This window comes from Streptomyces sp. NP160 (assembly GCF_006335115.1).
Classification (GTDB): Bacteria; Actinomycetota; Actinomycetes; order Actinomycetales; family Quadrisphaeraceae; genus Quadrisphaera.
This window is the reverse complement of record NZ_VDMJ01000034.1, coordinates 1-20,944: the sequence shown is the minus strand read 5'-3', so window position 1 is coordinate 20,944 and position 20,944 is coordinate 1. Positions and strand designations below refer to the sequence as shown.

Annotated in this window: 21 protein-coding genes and 1 pseudogene; 12 read left to right on the top strand and 10 right to left on the bottom strand. The window is 70.3% G+C overall.

The features are described 5' to 3' along the window. Positions 1-23: 23 nt before the first annotated feature. Positions 24-956 (top strand): annotated as a pseudogene (locus FHN55_RS16650) (aldehyde dehydrogenase family protein); the annotation flags it as partial. Positions 957-1,086: 130 nt separating this feature from the next. On the opposite strand, the gene FHN55_RS16645 reads toward FHN55_RS16650, so the two are convergent. From FHN55_RS16645 to FHN55_RS16625, 5 genes are all read right to left on the bottom strand, one after another. Then, positions 1,087-1,548, bottom strand: coding sequence for an Lrp/AsnC family transcriptional regulator (locus FHN55_RS16645; RefSeq protein ID WP_257571076.1), 462 nt, complete (start codon positions 1,546-1,548; stop codon positions 1,087-1,089). A 90-nt stretch (positions 1,549-1,638) separates the two neighbouring features. Next, on the bottom strand, positions 1,639-2,691 hold the full coding sequence (locus FHN55_RS16640) for an ArgP/LysG family DNA-binding transcriptional regulator (RefSeq protein ID WP_139713460.1): 1,053 nt from the start codon (positions 2,689-2,691) through the stop codon (positions 1,639-1,641). A gap of 206 nt (positions 2,692-2,897) precedes the next feature. Continuing rightward, complete coding sequence (locus FHN55_RS16635) at positions 2,898-3,143, bottom strand: hypothetical protein (RefSeq protein ID WP_139713459.1); 246 nt, start codon at positions 3,141-3,143, stop codon at positions 2,898-2,900. A gap of 185 nt (positions 3,144-3,328) precedes the next feature. Beyond that, positions 3,329-4,681 (bottom strand): NAD(P)/FAD-dependent oxidoreductase, encoded by a 1,353-nt coding sequence (locus FHN55_RS16630; RefSeq protein WP_139713458.1) that lies wholly within the window; start codon positions 4,679-4,681, stop codon positions 3,329-3,331. A 66-nt stretch (positions 4,682-4,747) separates the two neighbouring features. Continuing rightward, on the bottom strand, positions 4,748-5,047 hold the full coding sequence (locus FHN55_RS16625) for a thioredoxin family protein (RefSeq protein WP_139713457.1): 300 nt from the start codon (positions 5,045-5,047) through the stop codon (positions 4,748-4,750). Positions 5,048-5,102: 55 nt separating this feature from the next. Between FHN55_RS16625 and FHN55_RS16620 the strand changes: the two genes are divergently transcribed. Next, positions 5,103-5,531 carry a heavy metal-responsive transcriptional regulator gene (locus FHN55_RS16620; protein ID WP_139713456.1) on the top strand — a complete coding sequence of 143 codons (429 nt, stop codon included), beginning with the start codon at positions 5,103-5,105 and terminating at the stop codon, positions 5,529-5,531. Between the two features lie 640 nt (positions 5,532-6,171). Here the strand turns inward: FHN55_RS16620 and FHN55_RS16615 are convergent. Next, positions 6,172-6,876, bottom strand: a complete 705-nt coding sequence (locus FHN55_RS16615) for a bifunctional 2-polyprenyl-6-hydroxyphenol methylase/3-demethylubiquinol 3-O-methyltransferase UbiG (RefSeq protein WP_139713455.1) — start codon at positions 6,874-6,876, stop codon at positions 6,172-6,174. A 266-nt stretch (positions 6,877-7,142) separates the two neighbouring features. Here FHN55_RS16615 and FHN55_RS16610 point away from each other — a divergent pair, with 266 nt between their 5' ends. Further along, complete coding sequence (locus FHN55_RS16610) at positions 7,143-8,423, top strand: hypothetical protein (protein ID WP_139713454.1); 1,281 nt, start codon at positions 7,143-7,145, stop codon at positions 8,421-8,423. Positions 8,424-8,609: 186 nt separating this feature from the next. Here the strand turns inward: FHN55_RS16610 and FHN55_RS16605 are convergent, their stop codons facing one another. Continuing rightward, positions 8,610-9,320 carry a class I SAM-dependent methyltransferase gene (locus FHN55_RS16605; RefSeq protein ID WP_180357903.1) on the bottom strand — a complete coding sequence of 237 codons (711 nt, stop codon included), beginning with the start codon at positions 9,318-9,320 and terminating at the stop codon, positions 8,610-8,612. Next, the gene (locus FHN55_RS16600) at positions 9,317-10,003 is read right to left on the bottom strand and encodes a Type 1 glutamine amidotransferase-like domain-containing protein (protein ID WP_139713452.1); all 687 of its coding nucleotides are present in this window, start codon (positions 10,001-10,003) and stop codon (positions 9,317-9,319) included. Before FHN55_RS16600 ends, FHN55_RS16605 begins: the two co-directional genes overlap by 4 nt. An 821-nt stretch (positions 10,004-10,824) precedes the next feature. Between FHN55_RS16600 and FHN55_RS16595 the strand changes: the two genes are divergently transcribed. After that, a complete protein-coding gene (locus FHN55_RS16595; protein ID WP_180357902.1) occupies positions 10,825-11,157 on the top strand; it encodes an STAS domain-containing protein in 333 nt (110 codons plus the stop codon). A 71-nt stretch (positions 11,158-11,228) separates the two neighbouring features. On the opposite strand, the gene FHN55_RS16590 is transcribed toward FHN55_RS16595, so the two are convergent. Further along, entirely contained in the window at positions 11,229-12,644 is a 1,416-nt protein-coding gene (locus tag FHN55_RS16590) for an MFS transporter (RefSeq protein ID WP_373995747.1), read from the bottom strand. A gap of 122 nt (positions 12,645-12,766) precedes the next feature. Here FHN55_RS16590 and FHN55_RS16585 point away from each other — a divergent pair, with 122 nt between their 5' ends. The 3 genes from FHN55_RS16585 (at position 12,767) to FHN55_RS16575 (ending at position 15,301) form a co-directional block, all read left to right on the top strand. Continuing rightward, complete coding sequence (locus FHN55_RS16585; RefSeq protein ID WP_306821819.1) at positions 12,767-13,294, top strand: Chromate resistance protein ChrB; 528 nt, start codon at positions 12,767-12,769, stop codon at positions 13,292-13,294. Positions 13,295-13,385: 91 nt separating this feature from the next. Continuing rightward, a complete protein-coding gene (locus tag FHN55_RS16580; protein ID WP_139713448.1) occupies positions 13,386-14,405 on the top strand; it encodes an ABC transporter ATP-binding protein in 1,020 nt (339 codons plus the stop codon). A 92-nt stretch (positions 14,406-14,497) separates the two neighbouring features. Further along, positions 14,498-15,301 carry an ABC transporter permease gene (locus tag FHN55_RS16575; RefSeq protein ID WP_218974756.1) on the top strand — a complete coding sequence of 268 codons (804 nt, stop codon included), beginning with the start codon at positions 14,498-14,500 and terminating at the stop codon, positions 15,299-15,301. On the opposite strand, the gene FHN55_RS22840 is transcribed toward FHN55_RS16575, so the two are convergent. Continuing rightward, positions 15,288-15,440 (bottom strand): hypothetical protein, encoded by a 153-nt coding sequence (locus FHN55_RS22840; RefSeq protein ID WP_180357901.1) that lies wholly within the window; start codon positions 15,438-15,440, stop codon positions 15,288-15,290. The genes FHN55_RS16575 and FHN55_RS22840 overlap by 14 nt on opposite strands. 4 nt (positions 15,441-15,444) lie before the next feature. Between FHN55_RS22840 and FHN55_RS16570 the strand changes: the two genes are divergently transcribed. The 5 genes from FHN55_RS16570 (at position 15,445) to FHN55_RS16550 (ending at position 20,155) form a co-directional block, all read left to right on the top strand. Beyond that, positions 15,445-15,858: a hypothetical protein gene (locus FHN55_RS16570; protein ID WP_218974755.1), complete on the top strand. Its 414-nt coding sequence runs from the start codon at positions 15,445-15,447 to the stop codon at positions 15,856-15,858. A 123-nt stretch (positions 15,859-15,981) separates the two neighbouring features. Beyond that, positions 15,982-16,659, top strand: a complete 678-nt coding sequence (locus FHN55_RS16565) for a response regulator transcription factor (RefSeq protein WP_139713446.1) — start codon at positions 15,982-15,984, stop codon at positions 16,657-16,659. Beyond that, a complete protein-coding gene (locus FHN55_RS16560; protein WP_139713445.1) occupies positions 16,652-18,208 on the top strand; it encodes a HAMP domain-containing sensor histidine kinase in 1,557 nt (518 codons plus the stop codon). The genes FHN55_RS16565 and FHN55_RS16560 overlap by 8 nt, the downstream gene beginning before the upstream one ends. Before the next feature lie 165 nt (positions 18,209-18,373). Next, positions 18,374-19,480, top strand: coding sequence for an undecaprenyl-diphosphate phosphatase (locus tag FHN55_RS16555; protein ID WP_139713444.1), 1,107 nt, complete (start codon positions 18,374-18,376; stop codon positions 19,478-19,480). Positions 19,481-19,534: 54 nt separating this feature from the next. Beyond that, complete coding sequence (locus FHN55_RS16550) at positions 19,535-20,155, top strand: DedA family protein (protein WP_257571074.1); 621 nt, start codon at positions 19,535-19,537, stop codon at positions 20,153-20,155. Positions 20,156-20,944: the final 789 nt, after the last annotated feature.

Here is a 20,944-nt window from a genome sequence, read left to right as displayed (position 1 = left end):
GTCGTTGACAGGCGCACAAGCTCGGCCCCGCCATCGCCGGCGGCAACGCCGTCATCCTCAAACCCTCCCAGCACACGCCGCTGGCCGCTGAGCTGCTGGTGGACCTGCTGCGCGAGGCCGGGCTACCCGAGCAAGTCGTCACCGTCATCCACGGGGGCCCTGAGGTGACCCAGGTGCTGGTGCAAGCTCGTGAGGTTCGCATGGTCTCCTTCACCGGCGGTTTCGCCACCGCCCGCGCCATTGCCGCGACCGCGGGCATCAAGCGGTTGGCGATGGAGCTCGGCGGCAACGCCCCGGTGATCGTCTTCCCTGATGCCGATCTGGAGCTGGCCGTGCGCGCCTGCGCCTCGGGGGCGTTCTGGGCGGCCGGGCAGAACTGCATCGGGGCCCAGCGCCTGCTGGTGCACCGCGACGTGGCCAAGGACTTCACCGACCAGCTCGTGGCAGCCACCGCGGCACTGGTGGTCGGTGACCCGCGCCAGGAGGCCACCGACGTCGGTCCCATGATCAGTGCCGATGCGGCCAGCGCTGCTGCAGCGGTGATCCAGGAGGCAGTGTCCGGTGGTGCGCGGCTGCTGACCGGTGGCGGCCGCCGCGGGTCGCAGCTGACTCCTGCGGTGCTCAGTGAGGTGCCGCGCAGCTGCGGACTGTGGCAGCAGGAGGTCTTCGCCCCTGTGGTCGTCATCGAGACCTTCGAGCAGGAGCAGGAGGCCGTAGCGGCCGCCAACGACTGCGAGTACGCCCTGCAGGCGGGGGTCTTCACCCGTGACCTCACGACGGCGCTGCGGGTGGCCGAAGCGGTCGAGGCAGGAGGAGTGATGATCAACGACTCGTCGGACTTCCGCCTGGACGCGATGCCCTTCGGGGGGTCGAAGTACGGCTCGATGGGACGTGAGAGTGTGCGGTTCGCCTTCGAGGAGATGACGCAGCCCAAGGTCGTGGCGATCGCACTGTGACGGCGATCGCACGGTGACGCGGCCTGTTGACTAGCGAGGGGACCGCGAGGATCGGCGACGGCCCACTGCCGGCCCACTGCCGGCCCACTGCCGGCCCGGTGCTGGCCCGGTGCTGGCCCACAGAGGTGACCTACGCTCCCGCCGTCTTGTCGATGACCCTGCTGAGCGTCATCGCGGTCGTGATGTCCCGCACCCCCGCCAGCGCGGCCAGCTGGGTCCAGATCTCCTGCACCCGGGAGGGGTGTGCTGCTTCCACGCGGACCAACAGGTCCAGCTCTCCGGCGACGACCTCGCAGCGCACCACCTCCGGGATCGACCGCAGGACCGCCAGCACCTCCGCACCGCGCATCCGGTCGACCCTGTCGATGAGCAGGGTGGCGCTGACGGCCGACGCGGCCGCTCCCGCGGTACCGCTGCCTTCGGTGATCGTGTAGCCGCTGATGTGCCCGGTGCGCTCGAGCCGGTCGATGCGCTGTCGCACCGCGTTGCGCGAGAGCCGCACCAACTCCTCGAGCCGTGCGTGGCTCGCTCGGGCGTTGGCGCGCAGCTCGGTGAGCAGACGCAAGTCGATGTCGTCCAGGTCACGCGTCACAGCGCACCGCCTTGCCCGCCCCTGGGCCCGAGCTGCTCAAGCTGGCTGCACCGCGGCCCCTCCCAGTCGGTGCACCTCGACCGTGAGCGGTCACCACGACTCGCCACCGTGCCTCTCATTGGACGCGGCGGGTCGGATGTGATTGGCCGGCTCGGACGTCGCATCCACCTCGGAGGTCGTCACCGGCTGGTCGGTCCCGGCCGGGGTCACGCCGGCGAGGAGCCGCGCTGAGGCGGCCACGACGGCGTCGGTCAGCTCATTCACCGCGGGCGTCGCGAGGTTCCAGTGCTGCCAGCTCAGCGTCCGCTGCAGGACGCGCCCTGCTGCGACGTCGACCAGGTCACCGCTCTTGAGCAGCTCGCTGACCTGCGGTTCGGTCAGTACGGCCCACCCCAGGCCCAGCGTCACCGCGGAGATCTGGCTGGCCCCGGCGGGGAGTACGTGTGCAGGGATGTCGGCCCTGGCCCTCAGGTCGTGCTCGAGTTCGCTCGACTGGTCCAGCCGGGTCACCTGGTCCAACAGGTCAGCGCCAGCACCCTGGGCCTTCACCGCCGGTGCGCTGCGCACCGCCGAGGTGATGTCCGCGTCATCAGTGCTCGTCAGGCCGTACCGCTCGGCGAAGGCGGGGCTAGCTACTGCCCTGTAGGTCAGGGCCCCCAGGTCGATGCGGGTGCAGCCCCCGATGGGCTGGGGAGAGAGGACCAGAGCGCCGAGCACCTCACCTGCGCGCAGCAGGTCCGCTGCTGCTGTGGCGTCTGCTTCCAGGACTGAGACCTGCCACTGCACGGACAGGCCGACGAGCGCGGTCAGCGCCCATGTCACCAGCTCCGGCGGCACCGCTATGGACAGCCGCGGGCGGTGAGCGGGGTAGGGGGACGGTGAGGCGTCCCGCTGAGGAGCCGCGGGCTCGAGTCCTTCGATCTGCTTCAACAGGTCGATCAGGACGAGCCCCGTCGCTGTGGGGAGCACGGGGCGGGAGCGGACCAGCACGGGACGTCCCGTGGCCGCCTCCAGGGCCTGCAGTCGCTGGGAGAGGGCGGACGGGGTGAGGCCCAGCGCCTCGGCTGCTGCCTCTTGGCTGCCGAGCTCGACGGAGGCCGCCAAAGCCCTCAGACGAGGTAGGTCGAGCCCGTGGACGTCCATCGGGCCGAGGCTACGCACAGGGCGTGAGGGCGTCGGCAGTTACAAGCCTTCGGTCAGGAGCGTCGCAATGGTGGGACTCTTCATGCCTAGGCAGAGGTCAAGGCCGCGAGAAGAGATGTGGAGGCCGCCATCGGTGAGCGGGAGCGTGCCGCTGGGGGACCGTCATTCGGTCGGTCTCTGGCTGACGATGACTGGCTGAGCGACTCTCAGTCTGTCGCCGATGGGGACCAAGGTCGCCCGTCGAAGCCAACGAAGACGAGCTCGACATCGACGACGCGAAGGACCTCAGCGATCGCCGCTCGAGCCGCCGCCTCGACCTTCGATGCAGCGTTGGTCTCGGTGGAGAAAGAACCGCCAGGTGCATCGATGGCCACGATCCAACGACCCGGCTCGATGTAGTCGACTTCGACAATGAGGGTCGATGGCGCGCCCCGGGGTCGAGGGCTGCTCACGGTCTCAGCATGCCTGGGCAAGGTGTCCGACGCGTGCCGTCGACCACCCTGCTCCGGGGAGCGTCTCGCTGACCATCCCGCTCCGGTCAGCGGCACGCTGACGATCGCCTGGTGCCGATGTAGCCGGTCAGCAGATCCGTCGGTCGTCCCAGCCTGTCCTGAACAGCATCGTGGCTTGGGAGTGCCTAGAGCATGGAGCCGAGGTCGGAGCCGACGGTGGGGTATGCGGCGGTGGCGGACTTGAGCTGGCGGGTGGTGAGGCCGAGCTTGATGGCCAGGCCGAAGGTGTTGATCAGCTCGCCGTACTCCGGGCCGAGGAGGTGGGCGCCGACGATCTGGTCTGTCGACTGGTCGATGAGGATCTTGGCGGCTGCGGTGGTCTCGCCGATGCGGTAGTTGGAGTACCAGCCGCTGGTGTCGGAGTAGCGGACGGTGAGGTCGATGCCCTGCTCGCGGGCCTCGGACTCGAGCATGCCGACACGGGTGAGCTCCGGGATGGTGAAGACCGCGGTGGGGATGCCGCTGTAGTCCGGGGCCGTGGTGGTGGCTTTGATCATGTTGGAGGCAGCGACCTTGGCTTCGGAGACGGCGACCGGGGTGAGCGGCATGCCGTCGGTGTCGGCTGAGTCCCCAGCGGCCCAGACGGCCGGGTTCGTCGTGCTCTGCAGGTGCGCGGCGACGCGGAGGCCCCGCTTGCCCCACTCGACGCCGGCGACATCGAGGCCGAGGTCGGCCAGTGCCGCGACGCGTCCCGCACCATGCACCACGAGGTCGGTCTCGATCGTCTCTTGGGCGCCGTCGTGGGCGAGGGTGACCTGGTAGGCACCGCCGGCGGGTCGCACGTCGACGATCGTGGTGGTGTGGCGCAGCTGGACACCGACCTGTCCGCCGCGGTCGACCAGGAGCTCGACGAGGTCGGGGTCGAAGCCCTTCAGCGGTCGTTCGCCGCGGTCGACGATGACTGGCGAGCTGCCGGCGCGGGCGGCGATGTGGGCGAACTCGAAGGAGATGAAGCCGCCTCCGACGAACAGGACCCGGGAAGGCAGCTCCTCCAGCTCCAGGAAGTCGGTGCTGTCGATGAGGTGCTCCTGGCCGGGGAAGTCCAGGGGCCTGGGTCGCGCGCCGGCTGCGACCAGGAAGCGTTCGGCGTCGTAGGGAACCCCCTCGATCTCCAGCTGGCGGGGGGCGGTGAACCTGGCGAGGCCGTGCAGGGTGGTGACCCCGCTGCCGCTCAGTCCCTCCTCCATGCTCGCGGGGACGGGGTTGGTGAAGCCGTGCTTGTGCTTCATCAGGTCCGCCCAGTTGATCGACAGGCCCGTGTCGTCGATGCCCTTGCCGCGCATCAGGCGCGCACTGTCGATGACCTCGGCGCCCCGTCGCAGGATCTTCTTCGGGTCACAACCCCGCAACGCGCACGTACCCCCATAAGGCAGTGCGTCGACGATGGCCACCTGCCATCCTGCGGCTGCGCACTTGTGCGCGGCCGCGACACCGGCCATGCCGGCGCCGATGACGATCAGGTCGAAGTGCTGGCTCATGAGCGATACTCCCTGCTGCCGTCGGTGCTGCTGCCGGTGCTGTCGGTGCTGCTATTGGTGGTCCGCTCAGGCATCGGCGAGGACCGCCCGCAGCTGCTCGAGCGTGGGTGCGCCCTGGTTCCCGTCAGGTATGGCGTACCGGCGACACGACAGGCCGACCTTGGCGTCGGGCGCGGCGAAGGGGTCCACGCCGTCGACCTGGATGCTGGGCAAGCCGTGGAGCCGGGTGCGCTCGGCCTCCTCCGGGGTGTCGACGAGGTGGCGGCTCACGCGGATGTCCGGGCGCTCTGTGGCGAGGGCCGTCAGCCGTTGCTCGGCGACCTTCCAGTTCGGGCAGTCCTCGAAGGAGAGCAGCGCGATGTCCATGCCGACGACGTTAAACCTTGACCCGCGGTACAAGGTCAAGTCGTAGGGTTGCCTCATGCGCATCGGAGAGGTGGCAGCCGCGGCTGGTGTGCCGACGCAGACCATCCGCTTCTACGAGCGCCGGGGTCTGCTGCCCCAGCCGCAGCGGGGCGCCAATGGATACCGGGAGTACGACCCCTCGGTCCTAGCGCGGCTGGCGTTCATCCGCAGCGGACAGGCGGCCGGACTCACCCTGCTCGAGGTCTCCAGCATCCTCCAACTACGTCGCGACGGCACCGTCCCGTGCGCGCACGTCGACTCGCTGCTCCACTCAAAGCTGGACGGCATCCGAGCCCGGCAACGTGAACTCGCCGAACTCGAGGCAGAGCTCCAAGGTCTCATCAGCCGCAGCGACCAACTCGACCCTGCCGACTGCACCGACACCAGGATCTGTCACATCATCGCGCCGGACAGCGGCACTGGACCAGGGACAGATGACACCTGACCCTGAGGTGTCCGGTAGCCGACCGCTCACCGTCCGCCTCGATGCAGCTGGCGAGCCCGGACGCTCGGTGCCGCCGTCCGTCGTAGATGGGATCGCTCAGTGCACTTCCTCGACGAGGAGCAGCCTGGCGCTCGCGCCGGTGACGGGCGCCCACCTGGTCACAGCACAAGAGTTGCCGTTCCCGGGGAAGGTCGTGTCAGTGCCGTTGAGGATGCCCATCACTCGATTGGCAACAGGCCATTGAAGGGGTGAGTGGTCGGCTTGAAGGGCCACTCGAGGTGCGGGGTCAGCGGCCAGCGCCTGCTGCAGCTCACTCGCGGACAAGTAGTAGGTGCCAGTCCGCACTCTCTGCCACTCCTTCCCTCGGTCATCCCAGAGCCGATCACCGTTTCGGCGATCGGTGTTGTGGGCGCGGGTAACAGCGTCAGGCCGCCGCTTGGTCATGGCTGCAGACTGGCAGGCGAGGGGGAGGCTTTCCGTCCGGCGCTTCACTGGCGCCCAGGCCTACGAGCCGCCGGCCGGCGAAGCGGCTCAACGTCTCGTTGACCACCGCTCACCGCCCGCTGCGCGGCTTCTCGCGAGCACCGAGCGGCTGGGGGGCATCCGTTGCAGCAGAGATCGCTCACCGGATCGCTTGGGGCTACGTGCCGGGGCGTGGAGATGCGATCAGCCAGTGCTCCGCGCCGGGCAGTGCGTGGCCGATGGTCAAGCCGACAGCATCGGCCTCAGCCTGCAGCAGCTCGCGCGTCAGGCGCTGCGCAGTGAAGGTGTGGCGCCACGTCGACGCCGTCTGATCAGTCCGGTGGTCTTGGTAGGCGACGGTGGCATGCAGCAGTCCTTGCGCCAGCGAGTGGATCTCCAAGGTGGTGGTGAAGTCACCGATGGTGCCGGTGTACGAGCGCTCGGGGTCCAGGGCGTCGAACCACGATGGCGGGTGCCACTCGATGAAGGCTTGACCTGTGCCGAGCAGATGTCGTTCGACACTTGAGAGGAGGTCTCGGCGCAGATCTTTGGTCGGCGAGTTGATGAGATGACTCGCCAGGAGGACCGCATCAAAGCGCTGGGGTAGGTGGAGATCTTGGATGCTGCTGGTGAGTGTGGCGGCGCTTCGGACCCGAGCGAGCATGGTGGGGGAGGCGTCCACGGCGAGCACTGGGTGCCCGAGGTCGACGAGTGGGTCGGCCAGGCGTCCTGTGCCGGCGCCCAGGTCGAGGATGTTGGCGCCGGGAGGCATACGGCTGTGCAGCAGCTCGGGGTCCGAACCTGGGGGTAGGCGGGCGTAGAGCTCGACCGCGGATCCATCGGGGGCGGTGTCTCCTGGTCCGTCGCCTGTTGGGTCACTCACGACGTCATCGTCCTACTAACGAGCGGCGCGGTGGCAGTGCCGTTCGACGACCGCTGACCGCCCACCTCGTGGCGCCGCCGACGATGTTGGTGCTCGAGGTCGTCTTCCGTCGCAGATGGGATCCTCATCCGGTCAGCGGCACGCTGACGATGGTCGCGAGGACGCGACCGGGAAGACGCGTCGCCATGCATCGGCTCAGAGTTGATCTAGTAAGTGCTAAGCGAAAAGCACTGTCAAGGCTGGGTCGCCGCCAGCATTCTTGGCCCGTGGAGGCGCCGCGCGAACCGCCGGACGAGTACGCAGGGTTCTGGTGGTTTCCCTCTGAGGCGAAACAGGCCTGGGGAACGCTAGCGCTCGACGAGCGCGGAACGGCCAGGTTGTCTCTCCTCGCTCCTCTCGCCGATGACGAGCGCCACCACCGCGCCGTCTCCGTCGCTCCTCGACACATCTTCGGCTCGACCGTTCGAGGTCCCGTTTCGATCATCGATGCGACCTACGCGGGCGGCCAATCTGGATCAGGACACACCGTCGAGCGGTGGCGGGCGGGCGAGGTGGTCATCGGACACCACGTAACCCCCGGGACGACCTTCACCACGCTCGTCGTCGAGAGCGAGGCCTTAGCGGTGTGGAACACCCGCACGTGGATGGAGAGCGAACAGACAGACGGCGCTTCCGTGACCCGCGTCCCCCTCCCGATTCTCTGCGACGGTCACCCGTTCTCGCGCGGGCGCATCAGCCTGCACTCGTCGTTCCAGGAGCACTGGAGCCACCTGCGAGTCAGCTACGAGCGCCACTGCAAGCTGGTGGTGGAGTACGACTCGCCGACGGCCTATGAGGTCTGCCTCGATGACGCCGCTCATCTCAGGACGCTCTTGGAGCTCCTCTTCGAGCGTCACATCACCGTCGACCACGTCCGCCTCGGCCTACCCGAGCAGCCGCCGTGGGAGGCGCGAAGCCAGGTGAAGGGCTGGGTCACGAGGACGTCCGGCGAGGAGACAAGACCGCCGCCCCGCCTGGCCCTCGTCGACGCACTACTCGACTTCGACGCCTTCGGGGGTGACGCCGGGCCCGCCAGATGGATGGAGCTCTCGAAGCCGTTGCGCTACCTCGCTGGTCGCGTGGCCACCCACCACGACCGACAGCAGCGTTACCTCGAAGACACCGCGATGACGGCTTATGCCTGCCTAGAGGCAATGGGCAAGTTGCTGGTAGTCGGAGAGAAAACCTACCGCGGCCGGACTCTGGAGCTATTGCGGCGCCTTCCAGGCTTCGAGTCGGTCGTGTTGTGGACCGACGTGGAGACGTGGATCGCTGCCGTCGTCGCGGATCGAAACTCCCTCGGACACGGCGACTTCCGCCACGAGGCCGCGGGCTCTGACTGGCAGCTCACCGCCGACCTCAGCTCCTCGGCTCACCTGCTCGCCACCTTCTCCCTCCTCCAGGCCGCCCACGTCCCGCAGGAGGCAATGGACATGGCGCTGAGCAGCCAGCCCGTACTCCGCTGGCACGAGCACCTGCGGCGGCGAGGAGCCTTGACCGGGCCTTGACCGCAGGGGCCTCACCAGGGCACGACCGCCGGCGCCGGACCACCAGCCAGGCAGGCGTTGCGCGCGGATGCTGAGGAGGGAGCGGCGCGGCGTAGTCGATGGATTGCATTCGGCATGCCCGTCAGACGATCCTTGAACAGACTCCGGGGACGTGGTCACGGGCACCGCGCCTGCCGGTACCCCATCTCAAACAGCGCGCAGGACGTACTTGGCGAAGATGCCGTCCTCGCTGTGCTCGGCCGTCTCGATGGTGAAGTCGGCGCGGGTAATCATCGGCTCCAGCAGCCACGTGAACGTCGAGTGCTCATCGCGCACGTGCTCCTCGTACTCCGCGCGGCTCCACTCACCCTCGACCACCTCGCCGCCGGTGGCGCACCAGGCCTCCAGTCGCTCGGCGGCCTGGTCGGCGGCGAAGTCGTAGACGACGTCCCACAGCCGCAGCAGCCCACCTGTGCGCAGCATCCGCCGCATCCGGACCAAGGCGATGGCCTTCCACGCGTCGGGCAGGTGGTGCAGCGCATAACGGGTGTAGACGACGTCGGCGGGCTCACCGTGGTGCTCGTGGGTGAGGAACCCGGCCTGGACCACCTCGACGTTGCCCGCGGCCGTAGTTGTCGTCTTGGCGCGCAGTAGCTCGAGCATGACGGGAGAGACGTCGACGGTGACGACGCGTGCGCAGACCGGTGCGACGGCTAGGGCGAACTGGCCGGTGCCGGTGCCGATCTCCACGACGACGGACTCAGCAACCAGTCCGAGGTGCTGCAGCAGGGCCACCTCGGCGACGGCGCCGGCGTCCTCTTTGCCGTCGTAGCGGGCGACGTGCTCGGCGTCGAGGTTCTCTCGGCCGGCGCTGGCCACCTCGTCCAGTAGCCACCCAGGGCACGACGAGGCGCTCACGAGGCGCTCCCTCCTCGTGGGACCGCGGCGTCGGCGGGCAGCGTGGTGGTGCCCCCCGGGGTGAACAACCAGACCGGGTCCGGTCCGGACACCACGATGTCGTCGCCGTCGACGACGAGCCCGGAGCACTCCGGGACCCCGAGCACCTCGAGCCCGTGCCGCGCCGCCCACTCCTCGGCGCGCGGCGCGTCAGCTGCGGTGCAGTGCGGCAGAAGCACCCGCCCGGGCAGTAGGCCGAGCCCGGCGAGGTCCGCGGAGGTGATGAGGTCGGTGCCGTTCTCGTCGTGCCAGGCGGCGATGTCGATCGAGGCCCCGGCGAGGATGGCCCCGGCGCTGCCCCCGTACAGGGCCCCGCCGCCGTCCAGGTGGGCGCGCACCCAGTCCAGGGCGCTGTGGGCGCGCAGGTGGGTCAGCAGGTCGTAGGTGTTGCCCCCGCCGATGAAGAGCAGATGGAAGCCCGTCATCTCCGCTCGGTGGTGGCCCTCGAGGGAGGTCCAGGTGACCACGTCGAGGCCGCTCTGGAACTTCTCGAGGGATCCGCGCAGCCAGCTCTCGGCCCCGGGGAGCATGCCGTCGTCAAGGGCGAACGGCCAGTACAGGACGCGTGGGCGACCAGCGAGCATCGGACCCCAGAGGGCCGCTTCCTGCTGCGAGGTGCCTCCACCCCCCAGGTACACGGTCATGACTGGGTGTTTACAACCTGCTGATCGTCAGTGTCCACGGAGTTGGTCGCGCCGTTGCACGTGCTGCCATGAACAAGGTCACCCGGCTACTCGTGTCGCCTACGTCGGTCCGGACACCCGACGCCGCGATCCGTCGCAGAGGGGCTCCTTCTCCGGTCAGCGGAACGCTGACGATCCCCAAGTGGTACAGCTGAGCCGTGATGTGCACCGCCAGTCGCAGCAGGTGACGGGCTCCAGCAGGACCATCAGGCCGCCGGTCGCTTCGGGCCGTGCTCTACAGCCAGTGCGCCGACTGCGCCGTCATCGCCGAAGGTGTGCAGTGGCCACGAGGCACGTCCGCATCGTCGACACGGAGGCGCTGGGGACGGTGATCAGCACCCCGAACGCCGCTGGGGCGTCCTCGCCACCGACCTGGCCGGAGGCGTTGAACCCCGCCCTCGCCGTCCTTGCCCACCCCCGTCCAGCGCCACCCCGGTCACCACCGGCATCGTCATCAAGCCATCAGCCTCGGCGGAGACCAAGCACGTCGCTACCGGCCACGAAGAGGTATCCGCCACCGCGGCCGGGACGAGGCCACCATCAACCACGGCCGGAACCGTTGAGGAGCAGGGCACTGGTGTCACCGCTGTCATCGCCGACACCCACGTGTCGGCGCTCACAGCCGGAGGCGGTACCGGTCGCAGGTCCACTCACGAGGCGCCGACTCGCAGCACGCGGCGCCGAGCCCTCCCTGCCAGGTTGCGGTGGGAGGGCACCTCTCGCATGCCTCCGCTTGGGGCTGGTTGGGTGTGTCGGGCTCGACGATGCGCTACTCACGACATGTGCCTGAGCCCACTAATGTCAGCGACCTGACCATCACCGTGGCTAGCTCCGGCGTCGTCGTCAGCATCGTCGTCGCCGGCGAGATCGACATCACCAACGCCGCTCAGCTCAGCGGGGTCGGTCGCAGCGCACTGGAGTCAAACCCCGGTGGGCTGGTCTTCGACCTGACCGCAGTGACGTTCATGAACTCCTCCGGTCTCGGCCACCTCGTGCGGGTGCTGCATGCCGCGCAGCCGGTCCCGGTCCAGGTGTGGGCCACCCACCCGTCGGTGCTGCGGCTGTTCGAGATCACAGGGCTGACCGATGCCTTGGACGTCCAGTACAAGCCCTGAGACCCGCCACCGCAGCGGCGTCGACTCCTTGGCAGACCCGCCCCGCGGCGCCAGACCGCTCCTGCGGTGGGCTAGTGGTCTGCGGGACGGGCGACCGAGGCTGTACGGGAGCCCGCTGTCAGCTGCACGACCAGCAGACCCAGGGCCAACACCTGGCAAGCGGCAAGCGCGGTGACCAGGACCGTCAGCGACCGTTCGTAGAGCAGGCCGGCCAGCGCTCCACCCACAAGTGCGGCGGCCCCTTGGATCGCGGCGAAGACGCCGTAGGCGCTGGCCCGGCGCCCGGCCGGGACGAGGTCGGCGACCAGGGCCTTGACGGTGGAGTCCTGCACTCCGCCGGCCGCTCCCCACAGCAGGGCACCTGCTACCAGTGCGCCGGTGCTGGTGGAGAACGCCAGCGCCGGTACCGCGGCGCCCAGCAGGGGCAGAGCCAGCAGCACACGGGCGTGCCAGCGGTCGAAGAGCCACCCGCTGGCCATCGCGGAGACCGCCGCGGCTGCCATCGCCGCCGCGTACACCAGCGGAACGTTCGCCAGGGTCAGCAGGCCGGTCCGGGTAGCGTGGAAGGAGATCATCCCGAAGGTGGCCAGCCCTGCGGTGGCCGCAGCCGCGGCAGCGGCGAACACGAAGAAGCGGCTCGGCAGGTCTAGACCCAGCCAGCCACGGAGCCCCTGCGCATGATGAGGCGAGGAGCGACGTGCAGGGTGCTGCGCCGGGGCAGTGGGTGGCGCGGTGGTTGGCGATGCGGGCGGTGTGTCGACGCGGTGAGCCTGGCTGGTGGCGCCCGCGGTCTCGGGCCTCGCCGGTGGATGGCCGGACTCGCGGTCAAGGGTGGGGGTCCGGCGGCGAAGGAGGACCAGAACGACGATCGCTGCGGCCCCGGGCAGGGCCAGCAGCGCTAGGGCCGGCCACACCACGCCTGTCGCCGCGACCACCGCAGCCACAACCAGCGGTCCGCTGAAGGCACCGACCTGGTCCAGCGCCTTGTGCACCGCGAACCCGCGTCCCAGTCCCGTTCCCGAGGCTGCCTGGGCCAGCAGCGCGGACTTCGCGGGGCTGCGCACGGCCTTGCCAGCGCGCTCAGCCAGGATCAGAGCCGCTGCCACGCCCAGTCCCGCTGCTCCTAGGAACGGGGTGAAGGCCAGTAGGGGGACGCACATGGCGGTCAGGGCATACCCGGCCAGGGTCAGGCTCCAGTAGCGGCGGGTGCGGTCGGCCAGTGGCCCGAAGGCCAGGCGCAGCAGCATCGCGGCGGCCTCCCCGGCGCCGACGACCAGGCCGACGGCCAGGGCGGAGGCGCCGAGGGTTCCCAGCAGCGGTCCGGTGATGGACCGGGCTCCTTCGTAGACCATGTCCGCGGCCAGGCTGACGACGCCGAAGCCAACGACGAGGCGCCAGGGCGTCCATACGGCCAGCGTGCCGGCGGGGCGAGCTGAACGGTCGGGGCGGACTGGGTGTCCATCAGCAGTGGCGCTCGAGCGCGCCAAGGGCTCGACCAAGACTCCTCCTGGAACGTACAGGGCCACCCGTCACAACGGGTGGTGTCATGTGACTGGAGCAGATGTTACGACTGTGACACCATGCGATGGAGCATTCTGATGTCGTGCAGATGTGGGTGATGCTGCTGGCGCGGATGCCGGCTGAGCCGGCGCGATTCCGGATGGCGCTGTGGCGTGAGCTGCGCCGTGCTGGAGCGGTGCCGGTGGGACAGAGCGCGTGGTGCCTGCCGCGCTCGGCGGTGGTCGATGCCCTGGTGGAGCGGGCGCAGGAGCTGGCCGATGTTGCAGGTGGTGAGCTGGTGGTGTTGGACGTGAGCGGTCACCGCGAGGCTGACGCCTTCGCGCTGCACTCCCGCCACCGCGCTCAGCGCGAGCAGGAGTGGGCGGAGTTCGCCGCCGACGCGGACAAGTACCTGGCCGAGCTCGACCACGAGGAGGAGATCGGCAAGTTCACCCTGGCCGAGTTGGAGGAGGAGGAGCAGAGCCTGGAGCGGCTGCGGCGCTGGTACCGCGACTTGCGCTCTCGCGACCTACTCGGAACCGAGGCCGGCAACGAGGCTGGCGCGCACCTCAAGCGCTGCGAAGCGCGCTTGGAGACCTACGCCGAGCACGTCTACGAGGCGGTGCGCGGCCGCTAGACCTCCTACCGATCTCGACCCGTCCTCAGCGCGGCTGCTACCGCTGGCGAGCGTCATCTGAGCGTCAGGAGAGCCTCCTAGCGTCCGTCGCATGACAGACGCACCAGCGGCCCCACCAGCGGTTAGAGCCCGCGGCCTGACCAAGAGGTTCGGGCAGCGCGCCGCCGTGGACTGCGTGGACCTGGACGTCGCCGAGGGCACCGTCTACGGCCTGCTCGGCCCCAACGGCGCCGGCAAGACCACCTTCATGCGCATCCTCTTCGGCCTGGTCGGCGCCGACGCCGGCACCCTGGAAGTCTTCGGGCGCTCCTGGACCTACGACGGCGTGGCCACCCTCGCCCCGGTGGCCGGCTTCATCGAGAGCCCGCGCTTCTACCCCTACCTCACAGGGCGGGCCAACCTGCGGCTGCTGGCCACCCTGGACCGCCGCGGCAAGGACGCCGATGCACGCATCGACGAGGTCCTGGACATCGTCGACCTTCCGGACCGGGCTGATGAGAAGGTGTCCGGCTACTCCTACGGCATGCGCCAGCGCCTCGGGGTGGCCGCATCGCTCCTGCGCGAGCCGCGCCTGCTCGTCCTGGACGAGCCCGCCAACGGCCTGGACCCCGCCGGCATCCGCGACATGCGCGCCCTGGTCACCCGCCTGGCCCGCAGCGGGTTGACGGTGCTGCTGTCCAGCCACGACATGGACGAGGTCGAGCAGATCTGCGACCACGTCACGATCATGAGCAAGGGCCGGGTCGCCTTCACCGGCTCCCTGGACCGGCTGCGGGCTCTGGCTCCCGCTCCGACCCACCTGCTCACCACCAGCGATGACCTGGCGGCGCTGCGCGTGCTGAGCAAGGCCGCTGAGCGCCTCGGCGACGTGAGCGTGACCACCACCAGCGCAGCGTTGGCGCTGCGTGGACCACAGGCCGCCGTCGACAGGTGCGTCATCACCCTCGCCGACGCCGGGGTGGCCGTGCGCACCCTGGTGCCGGGCACCTCACCGCTGAAGGCGGTCTTCTTCTCCCTGACCGAACCGGAGGACGACGTGGACCCGGATCAAGCGCAGCCCACGGCCACCAACGGTGCGGTGACCACCGCCACCACGGGAAGCTCACGGTGAGCGCGCCATCGAGACCGGGCGCGGCCACCACTCCCGCGGGGGGCGCTGCCGCTGCGGCGCGCCTCCCGCTGACCGGCACGCCGCGAGGTGGCTTGGCTGCAGCCCTGCGGGCGGAGACCACCAAGCTGGCCGCCCAGCTGCGCGCCAAGCTGCTGTTGGCCGCCTGCGTGGTCGTCCCGCCCGTCGTCGTCGCCGTCCTGGCGGGACAGCGGCCCCCGTCGGACACCATCTACGGGCGGTGGGTGCACGAGAGCGGCTACGCCGACTCTCTGCTGCTGCTGGGCTTCGCCGCTCAGTGGGTGCTGCCCCTGGTCGCCAGCCTCGTCGCCGGTGACGCCTTCGCCGGGGAGGAGGCCCACGGCACCTGGAAGACCCTCCTGACGCGGTCGGTGAGCAGGTCGCACGTCTTCTGGGCCAAGTGCGTGCTCTCGGCGGTCGTGAGCCTGCTGGCGCTGGTGCTCATGGCCGTCAGCGCCACCGCCTCGGGGATGCTGCTGGTGGGCACCCAGCCGCTGGTCGGCCTATCAGGCCAGGCCATCGGCTCGTCGACCTCGCTGCAACTGGTCGCGACCAGCTGGGCGCTGGCCGCAGCCCCGCTGCTGGCGCTGACCGCCATCGCGCTGCTGCTGTCGGCGCGGGTGCGCAATCCCGCCGTCGGCGTCGTGGGTCCTGTGGTGATCGGTCTGCTGATGACCCTGCTGGGCGCCGTCGGCGGCACCCACCTGTTGCGCAGGGCGCTGCCCACCACGGCCTTCGAGTCCTGGCACGGGCTGTTCACGGCCCCGACGTTCACGAGCTCGATCTGGCAGGGGCTGGCGACCTGCGCGGTGTGGACCGTGGCGTGCCTGCTGCTGGCCCGTGCGCACCTGGCGCGCCGCGACATCACCGGAGGATGAGGACGACGATGACTACGAAGACCACCTCACGTTCGACGGCCGCCGGGGGCCCGGACACCAGCGGCTCCACCACCGCCGACAAAGGCACTCGTCGTCGGCGGTGGGCGAGGCTGCGGCCCTCGGCGGGAGCCGCGGTCACCGGGGTGATCGTCGTTGCTGCCGCCGCGGTGCTCAGCGTCTCCGGCGGCCAGGACGTCACCCGAGTGAAGGTGCAGAACTCCCTTCAGACCTCCTTCGCCAACCTGTGGGCGCTGCAGCAGACCGAGACCGGCCACCCGATGACCCCCGCGCAGGTGCACCCCGCAGCCAGTTGCGACAAGGGCGGCCCCAACGTGCCCGACGCCGGGCCCGGGGGCGACTGGATCTGCCAGATGACGTGGACCGGGCAGACCGAGCCGGGAAAGTTCGAGCTGAACGTGCACGCCAACAGCTGCTTCACCGCCAGCGGCCCCGGCAGCAAGGTCGGCTCCTTCACCGTGACCGACACCGCCGGACGTGAGGTGACCAACCCCGTCTACGCCTTCGACGTGTGCATGGACCCCGACGCCTCTGCCTGAGGGCACGGCCCGGCCTGGAGCCGGCCCGAGCGCCCGACCCGCCATCGTGAGCCGCCAGCCTGAGCGCTGGCTGACATTCGGGCAGGCTGCTGCAGCGGGCCTGGAACGGACGGGGAGACTCACATGCGGGTGCTGGTGGTGGAGGACGAGCCGCGGCTGGCGGCGTTGCTGGTGCAGACCCTGACCGAAGAGGGCTGGAGCGCCACCGCCGCTGCGGACGGCGCCACTGGCTTGGAAGCGGTGCGCACAGGGGGCTTCGACGGCGTCGTGCTCGACTGGATGCTGCCCGACCTGGACGGCCCTGCCGTGCTGCAGGCCATGCGCGCCGAGGGGCACGCGGTACCGGTGCTCATGCTCACCGCCCGCACCGCCCTGGACGATCGGGTCACCGCGCTGGACGTCGGCGCCGACGACCACCTCGCCAAGCCCTTCGAAGTCGCCGAGCTGCTGGCGCGGCTACGGGCACTGCACCGTCGCGCCACCGCCTCGATCGTGGCAGCCCACCGCGCCGGAGACCTTGTGGTGGACCCCCAGACCCGCCGCGTCTTCCGCGGCCCCACCGAGGTGGACCTCACCGCCCGGGAGTTCGACATCCTCGCCTTGTTCATGGAGGAGGTCGGACACGCGGTGAGCCGCTACCGGATCCTGGAGGAGGTCTGGGACGGCGACACCGACATCTCCAGCAACGTCATCGACGTCCACATCGGCCGGCTGCGCGGCAAGATCGACACCCCGTTCGGGCGCAGCGCCATTCAGACCCTGCGCGGAGCCGGCTACCGCCTGGACCCCGCCGGTGGCTGACCCCACGGGCGAGGGGCAGCGCGCCCATCGTGGACACCGGGTGGCGAGCCTGCTGCCGCACCGCCTTCATCACCGCCTTCACCAGCGCCTGCGCCGGCTGCCGCTGCGGACCCGCCTCGTCGCTGGTTTCGCCGCGGTCATGGCCGTGGTCCTGGCAGCTGGAGGGGCGTTCATCTTCTGGCGTGTCGACTACGCCTTGGACCGCCGCGTCAACAGTGACCTGCGCGTGGCCTCGGCCCAGCTGCTGCCGCTGGTCCAGACCGACGGGTCGATCCCCGGTGATGACCCTGACGACGGTGCGGCGCTGTCCCAGCACCAAGTCCTGGATGCCTCCGGCCAGGTCCTCGCCGCCGGTGCAGCCATCGGCAGTGCGCCCCTGCTGCCCTCCAGCGTGGTGCAAGCGGCGCTGGCTGGGCCGGTGTACTTCGACGTCGGCTCCCCTCTGCCGCTTCACGACAGGCCGCTGCGCCTGTACGCCGTGCCCGTGGGCGGCCCACCGGGTTCACCCAGCCCTTCGGGCTCGGCAGGGTCGGCGGGCTCTGCGGCGGTGCTCGTGGTCGCCACGAGCCGAGCGGCCAGCGACGAGGCGCTGCGCGAACTGCTCGCCCAGCTGGCCCTGGTAGGGCTGGCCACGCTGGTGCTCACCACGGTGGTGGGCGACCGGCTGGCCTCGGCGGCTTTGCGCCCCGTGGAGCGCTACCGCACCCAAGCCCACGCGGTGGCCGCCGGTGAACCCGATGTGCGCCTGGACGTGCCCGCCGACCGTGACGATGAGGTCACGCGCCTTGGTCACACCCTCAACGACATGCTCACCGCCCTGGATGCGGCGATGGCCCGTGAGCGGCGCTTCGTGCAAGACGCCAGCCATGAGCTGCGCACCCCGCTGACGCTGCTGCGCACCCGGGTGGAGCTGGCCCGGCGCCGCCCGCGCACCCGTGAGGAGCTCGGGGAGGTGCTCGCCGAGCTCGATGTCGACCTGCGTGAGCTCCAGGCCCTCGCCCAGCAGCTGCTCGACCTCAGCACCGCTGCTCCGCCGCCGTCGACGCCCACGGACCTTGCGGTGGTCGTGGACGAGGTCGCGAGGCTGTCCGGCGGTGGCGCCGACAGCCTGCCACCGACCTGGAAGACCACCATCCACGACGACGCGCGGCCGGCGCCCGTCCTGGTGGGCGAGCGAGCGCTGCGTCAGGGGCTCTTCAACCTCCTCGGCAACGCCGCCCGGCACGGCGGTCCGCACGTGCAGGTGTGCCTCTACCTGGCCGGCCCGGGAGTGGTGGCCCTGTCCGTCAGCGATGACGGGGCCGGGATGGCTGCGGACTTCCTGCCCACGGCACTGCTGCGCTTCGCCCGAGCCGGCGAGGCGCGCGAGCGGCCTGGCTCCGGGCTGGGCCTGTCGGTGGTCGACCAGCTGGTCAGCGCCGTCGGTGGAGAGCTGCGACTGTGCTCTCGAGGTGCTCACCACCGCGCGATCGAGCGTTTTGCCGTGCCGTGCACCCACCCGGATGAGGGCACCTGGGTCACCGTGGTGCTGCCACTCGCCTCCTCCTGACCCTGCTCGCGACCAACGTCTCGAGCACGACGGGCAGAGGGTGTGCGACCCCGACAGGCGTCATCCATGCGTCAGGTGGGCCTCCTAGCGTCCTTGGTGACGGTGCTCCTAGCCCCTGGGGGCGCCGTCCCCCGACCCCTTTCCGGACTCCCCGGAGGTCCCGTGATGCACCCGCTGCTCCTGGCCGCAGGCCCTGCCGCGTCCAGCGCGGCGCACCTGAGCTGGACCGAAGCCACCGTCATCGGACTGCTCCAGGGCCTGACCGAGCTGTTCCCCGTCTCCAGCCTCGCGCACTCGGTGCTGCTGCCCGCCATCATCGGCGGTAGCTGGGCCCGCGACCTGGACGTCTCCAAGCCCGAGTCGCCCTACCTGGCCTTCATCGTCGGCCTGCACGTGGCCACCGCCGCCGCACTGGTGCTTTTCTATTGCCGCGACTGGGCCCGCATCACCACCGGCCTGCTCTCCTCGGTGCGCCACCGGCGCATCACCGGACCCGTCGCACGCCTGGGCTGGCTGCTGGTCCTCGCCACCATCCCCGTCGGGGTGACCGGACTGCTACTGGAGCACCCCCTGCGCACTGTCCTGGCGCGCCCCGTCCCAACGGCTGCGTTCCTGGTCCTCAACGGGGTGGTGCTGTACCTGATCGACCGCCGCCGCCGGCGCGCGCAAGACGCTGATGCTGGTCAGACACTCGCCCTCAGCCGCTCCCTGCTAGGGGGTGGCCATCAGGTGGTCACCACCACCACCGCGGCCGCCAGCACCCGCAGCACGGCGGCTGCTGGGGCTGGGTGGGCGGGGGGACCCCGCCTCGCAGTCACCCCTAGCCGGGTTGCGGGACCTGCGTCCGCGACTCCTACAAGCACCGGCACCAGCGAGGTATTGACCGACCGGCGTCTGGCAGGACTACCGCTGGGGCAGGCCGTGCTGGTGGGGACTGCTCAGATCGCCGCGCTGGCACCGGGCATCAGCCGCTCCGGCATCACGATGGCCGCGGGGCTGCGCGCGGGCCTGAGCCACCAGGACGCCGCACGCTTCTCCTTCCTTCTGGCCACCTCCGTCATCGCCGCCGCGGGACTGCTGAAGCTGCCGGACCTGTTCGGCCCCCTCGGCGACGGCATCCGCGGGCAGGTGCTGCTGGGCAGCGCGCTGTCCGGAGTGAGTGCCTACCTGGCAGTGCGCTTCCTGGACCGCTGGTTCGCCCACGGCTCGCTGCGCCCCTACGCCCTGTACTGCGTCCTGGCCGGACTGATCAGCCTGGCGCTGCTCGTCTGACCTGCCCACCCGCCGGACCGCCAGATCATCTGACCGCCAGGAGGAAGAGCTACCGTGTTCGACACCCTGCTGCAGCAGGCCACCTCGCTGGCCCCGGTGTGGGTCTATCTGGTCGCGGCCGGCTTCGTCTTCCTCGAGGACGCCGTCTTCATCGGCTTCCTCATCCCCGGTGAGACCGCGGCGGTGCTCGTCGGCGTTGACGCCTCCCGCGGTCACATCGAGCTGGCCATCGCGGTGGCAGCCGTCGTTCTCGCAGCAGTCCTGGGGGACAGTGTCGGCTATGAGGTCGGGCGCCGCTTCGGACGGCCCCTGATGGCTTCCCGACTCCTGACCACTCGCCGGGCCCGCTTGGACGCCGCCGCTGAGCGCCTGGCCCGCCGAGGTGGGTCGGCAGTGCTGGCAGGACGGTTCTTCGCCTTCGGACGCGCCGCGATGCCGGCGCTGGCTGGGATAGCTCACATGCCTTACCCGCGCTTCCTGGTCTGGAACGGTCTTGGCGGCCTCGCCTGGGGAGCCGCAGCGGTTCTGGTGGGCTACCTCGCCGGTGACTCCTACCGGGCTGTCACCGACCGAGTCGGTCCTGCTGCCGCAGCCGTCGCCGGCGTCGTCGTAGTCGCGCTGGTGGTCAGCCACCGGCTGCGGCGGCGGCGCCAGCGGACCTCCTCGGTCACCTGATGTGGCCGGTGAGCATCCCACGGGTCTGTGGACGTAGCGGCGCAGTGCTCGTGTTGCCTGCGCCTGTTGCTCTGAAGTCCTGCCGTGCCTCGTGGGACGGCCCGCGAGTGTCATCGACCAGTGCATGATGAGCGCTGCCGCTCCACAGCAGGGGCCGCCGGACACGATGTCCTGGAGGTCTGCTGCGGTGCTCGCCGCCACCTCCCCGTCAGCCCCCGACCGCAGCTGTCACTGCGACCAGGCCGTCATGGCTTTCTGGAGCAGGCTCGGACCGGTCGCCGGCGCCACGCGGGCCTCGCCGTGAGCACGGGAGCGGGTGGACACGCCAGCGGATCTGGGACACCCCGCAGGCGCCCCGGGGAGCTGCGGTGGCCACCCTCAGTGGCTGTCGTCGCGGCCGGGACCCTGTAAGATCTTCTGCCCCAACACCTCCTGCTGACCGCACGCTGGGCCGTGCCCGCCCTCGAGGCGGTGCTGCTGGTGGCCATCATCGCGGTGAACCCCGTGAGGCTGACCCGCCCGCCCGCGTCTCCCGTGCTTCACCTCTGGCACTGGCAGCACTGGTGGTCGTCACCAACCTGCTGGCCTTGGCGCTGTCGCGGTCGTCGCGACCACCTCGTCGCTTTGCGTCTCGCAGTGGTCACGGACGATGCCGTCGTTGCCGGCGGCTAGAAGCTGACCGGCGCGGGGGGCGCGGATGAGCACGAAGACCGCCGCGGCGAGCAGGACCCCTGCGCCGGTGAGCAGCGCGGTACCCGTGCCGTCCGGTCAGCGTCTCGCTGACCATCG

Bases quoted from the DNA above. Each gene is read 5' to 3' on its own strand.
- FHN55_RS16630 (WP_139713458.1), bottom strand. From the start codon at position 4,681: ATGAGCCAGCACTTCGACCTGATCGTCATCGGCGCCGGCATGGCCGGT.
- FHN55_RS16585 (WP_306821819.1), top strand. From the start codon at position 12,767: ATGTGGGTGATGCTGCTGGCGCGGATGCCGGCTGAGCCGGCGCGATTC.
- FHN55_RS16625 (WP_139713457.1), bottom strand. From the start codon at position 5,047: ATGGACATCGCGCTGCTCTCCTTCGAGGACTGCCCGAACTGGAAGGTC.
- FHN55_RS16580 (WP_139713448.1), top strand. From the start codon at position 13,386: ATGACAGACGCACCAGCGGCCCCACCAGCGGTTAGAGCCCGCGGCCTG.
- FHN55_RS16620 (WP_139713456.1), top strand. From the start codon at position 5,103: ATGCGCATCGGAGAGGTGGCAGCCGCGGCTGGTGTGCCGACGCAGACC.
- FHN55_RS16600 (WP_139713452.1), bottom strand. From the start codon at position 10,003: ATGACCGTGTACCTGGGGGGTGGAGGCACCTCGCAGCAGGAAGCGGCC.
- FHN55_RS16640 (WP_139713460.1), bottom strand. From the start codon at position 2,691: ATGGACGTCCACGGGCTCGACCTACCTCGTCTGAGGGCTTTGGCGGCC.
- FHN55_RS16565 (WP_139713446.1), top strand. From the start codon at position 15,982: ATGCGGGTGCTGGTGGTGGAGGACGAGCCGCGGCTGGCGGCGTTGCTG.
- FHN55_RS16555 (WP_139713444.1), top strand. From the start codon at position 18,374: ATGCACCCGCTGCTCCTGGCCGCAGGCCCTGCCGCGTCCAGCGCGGCG.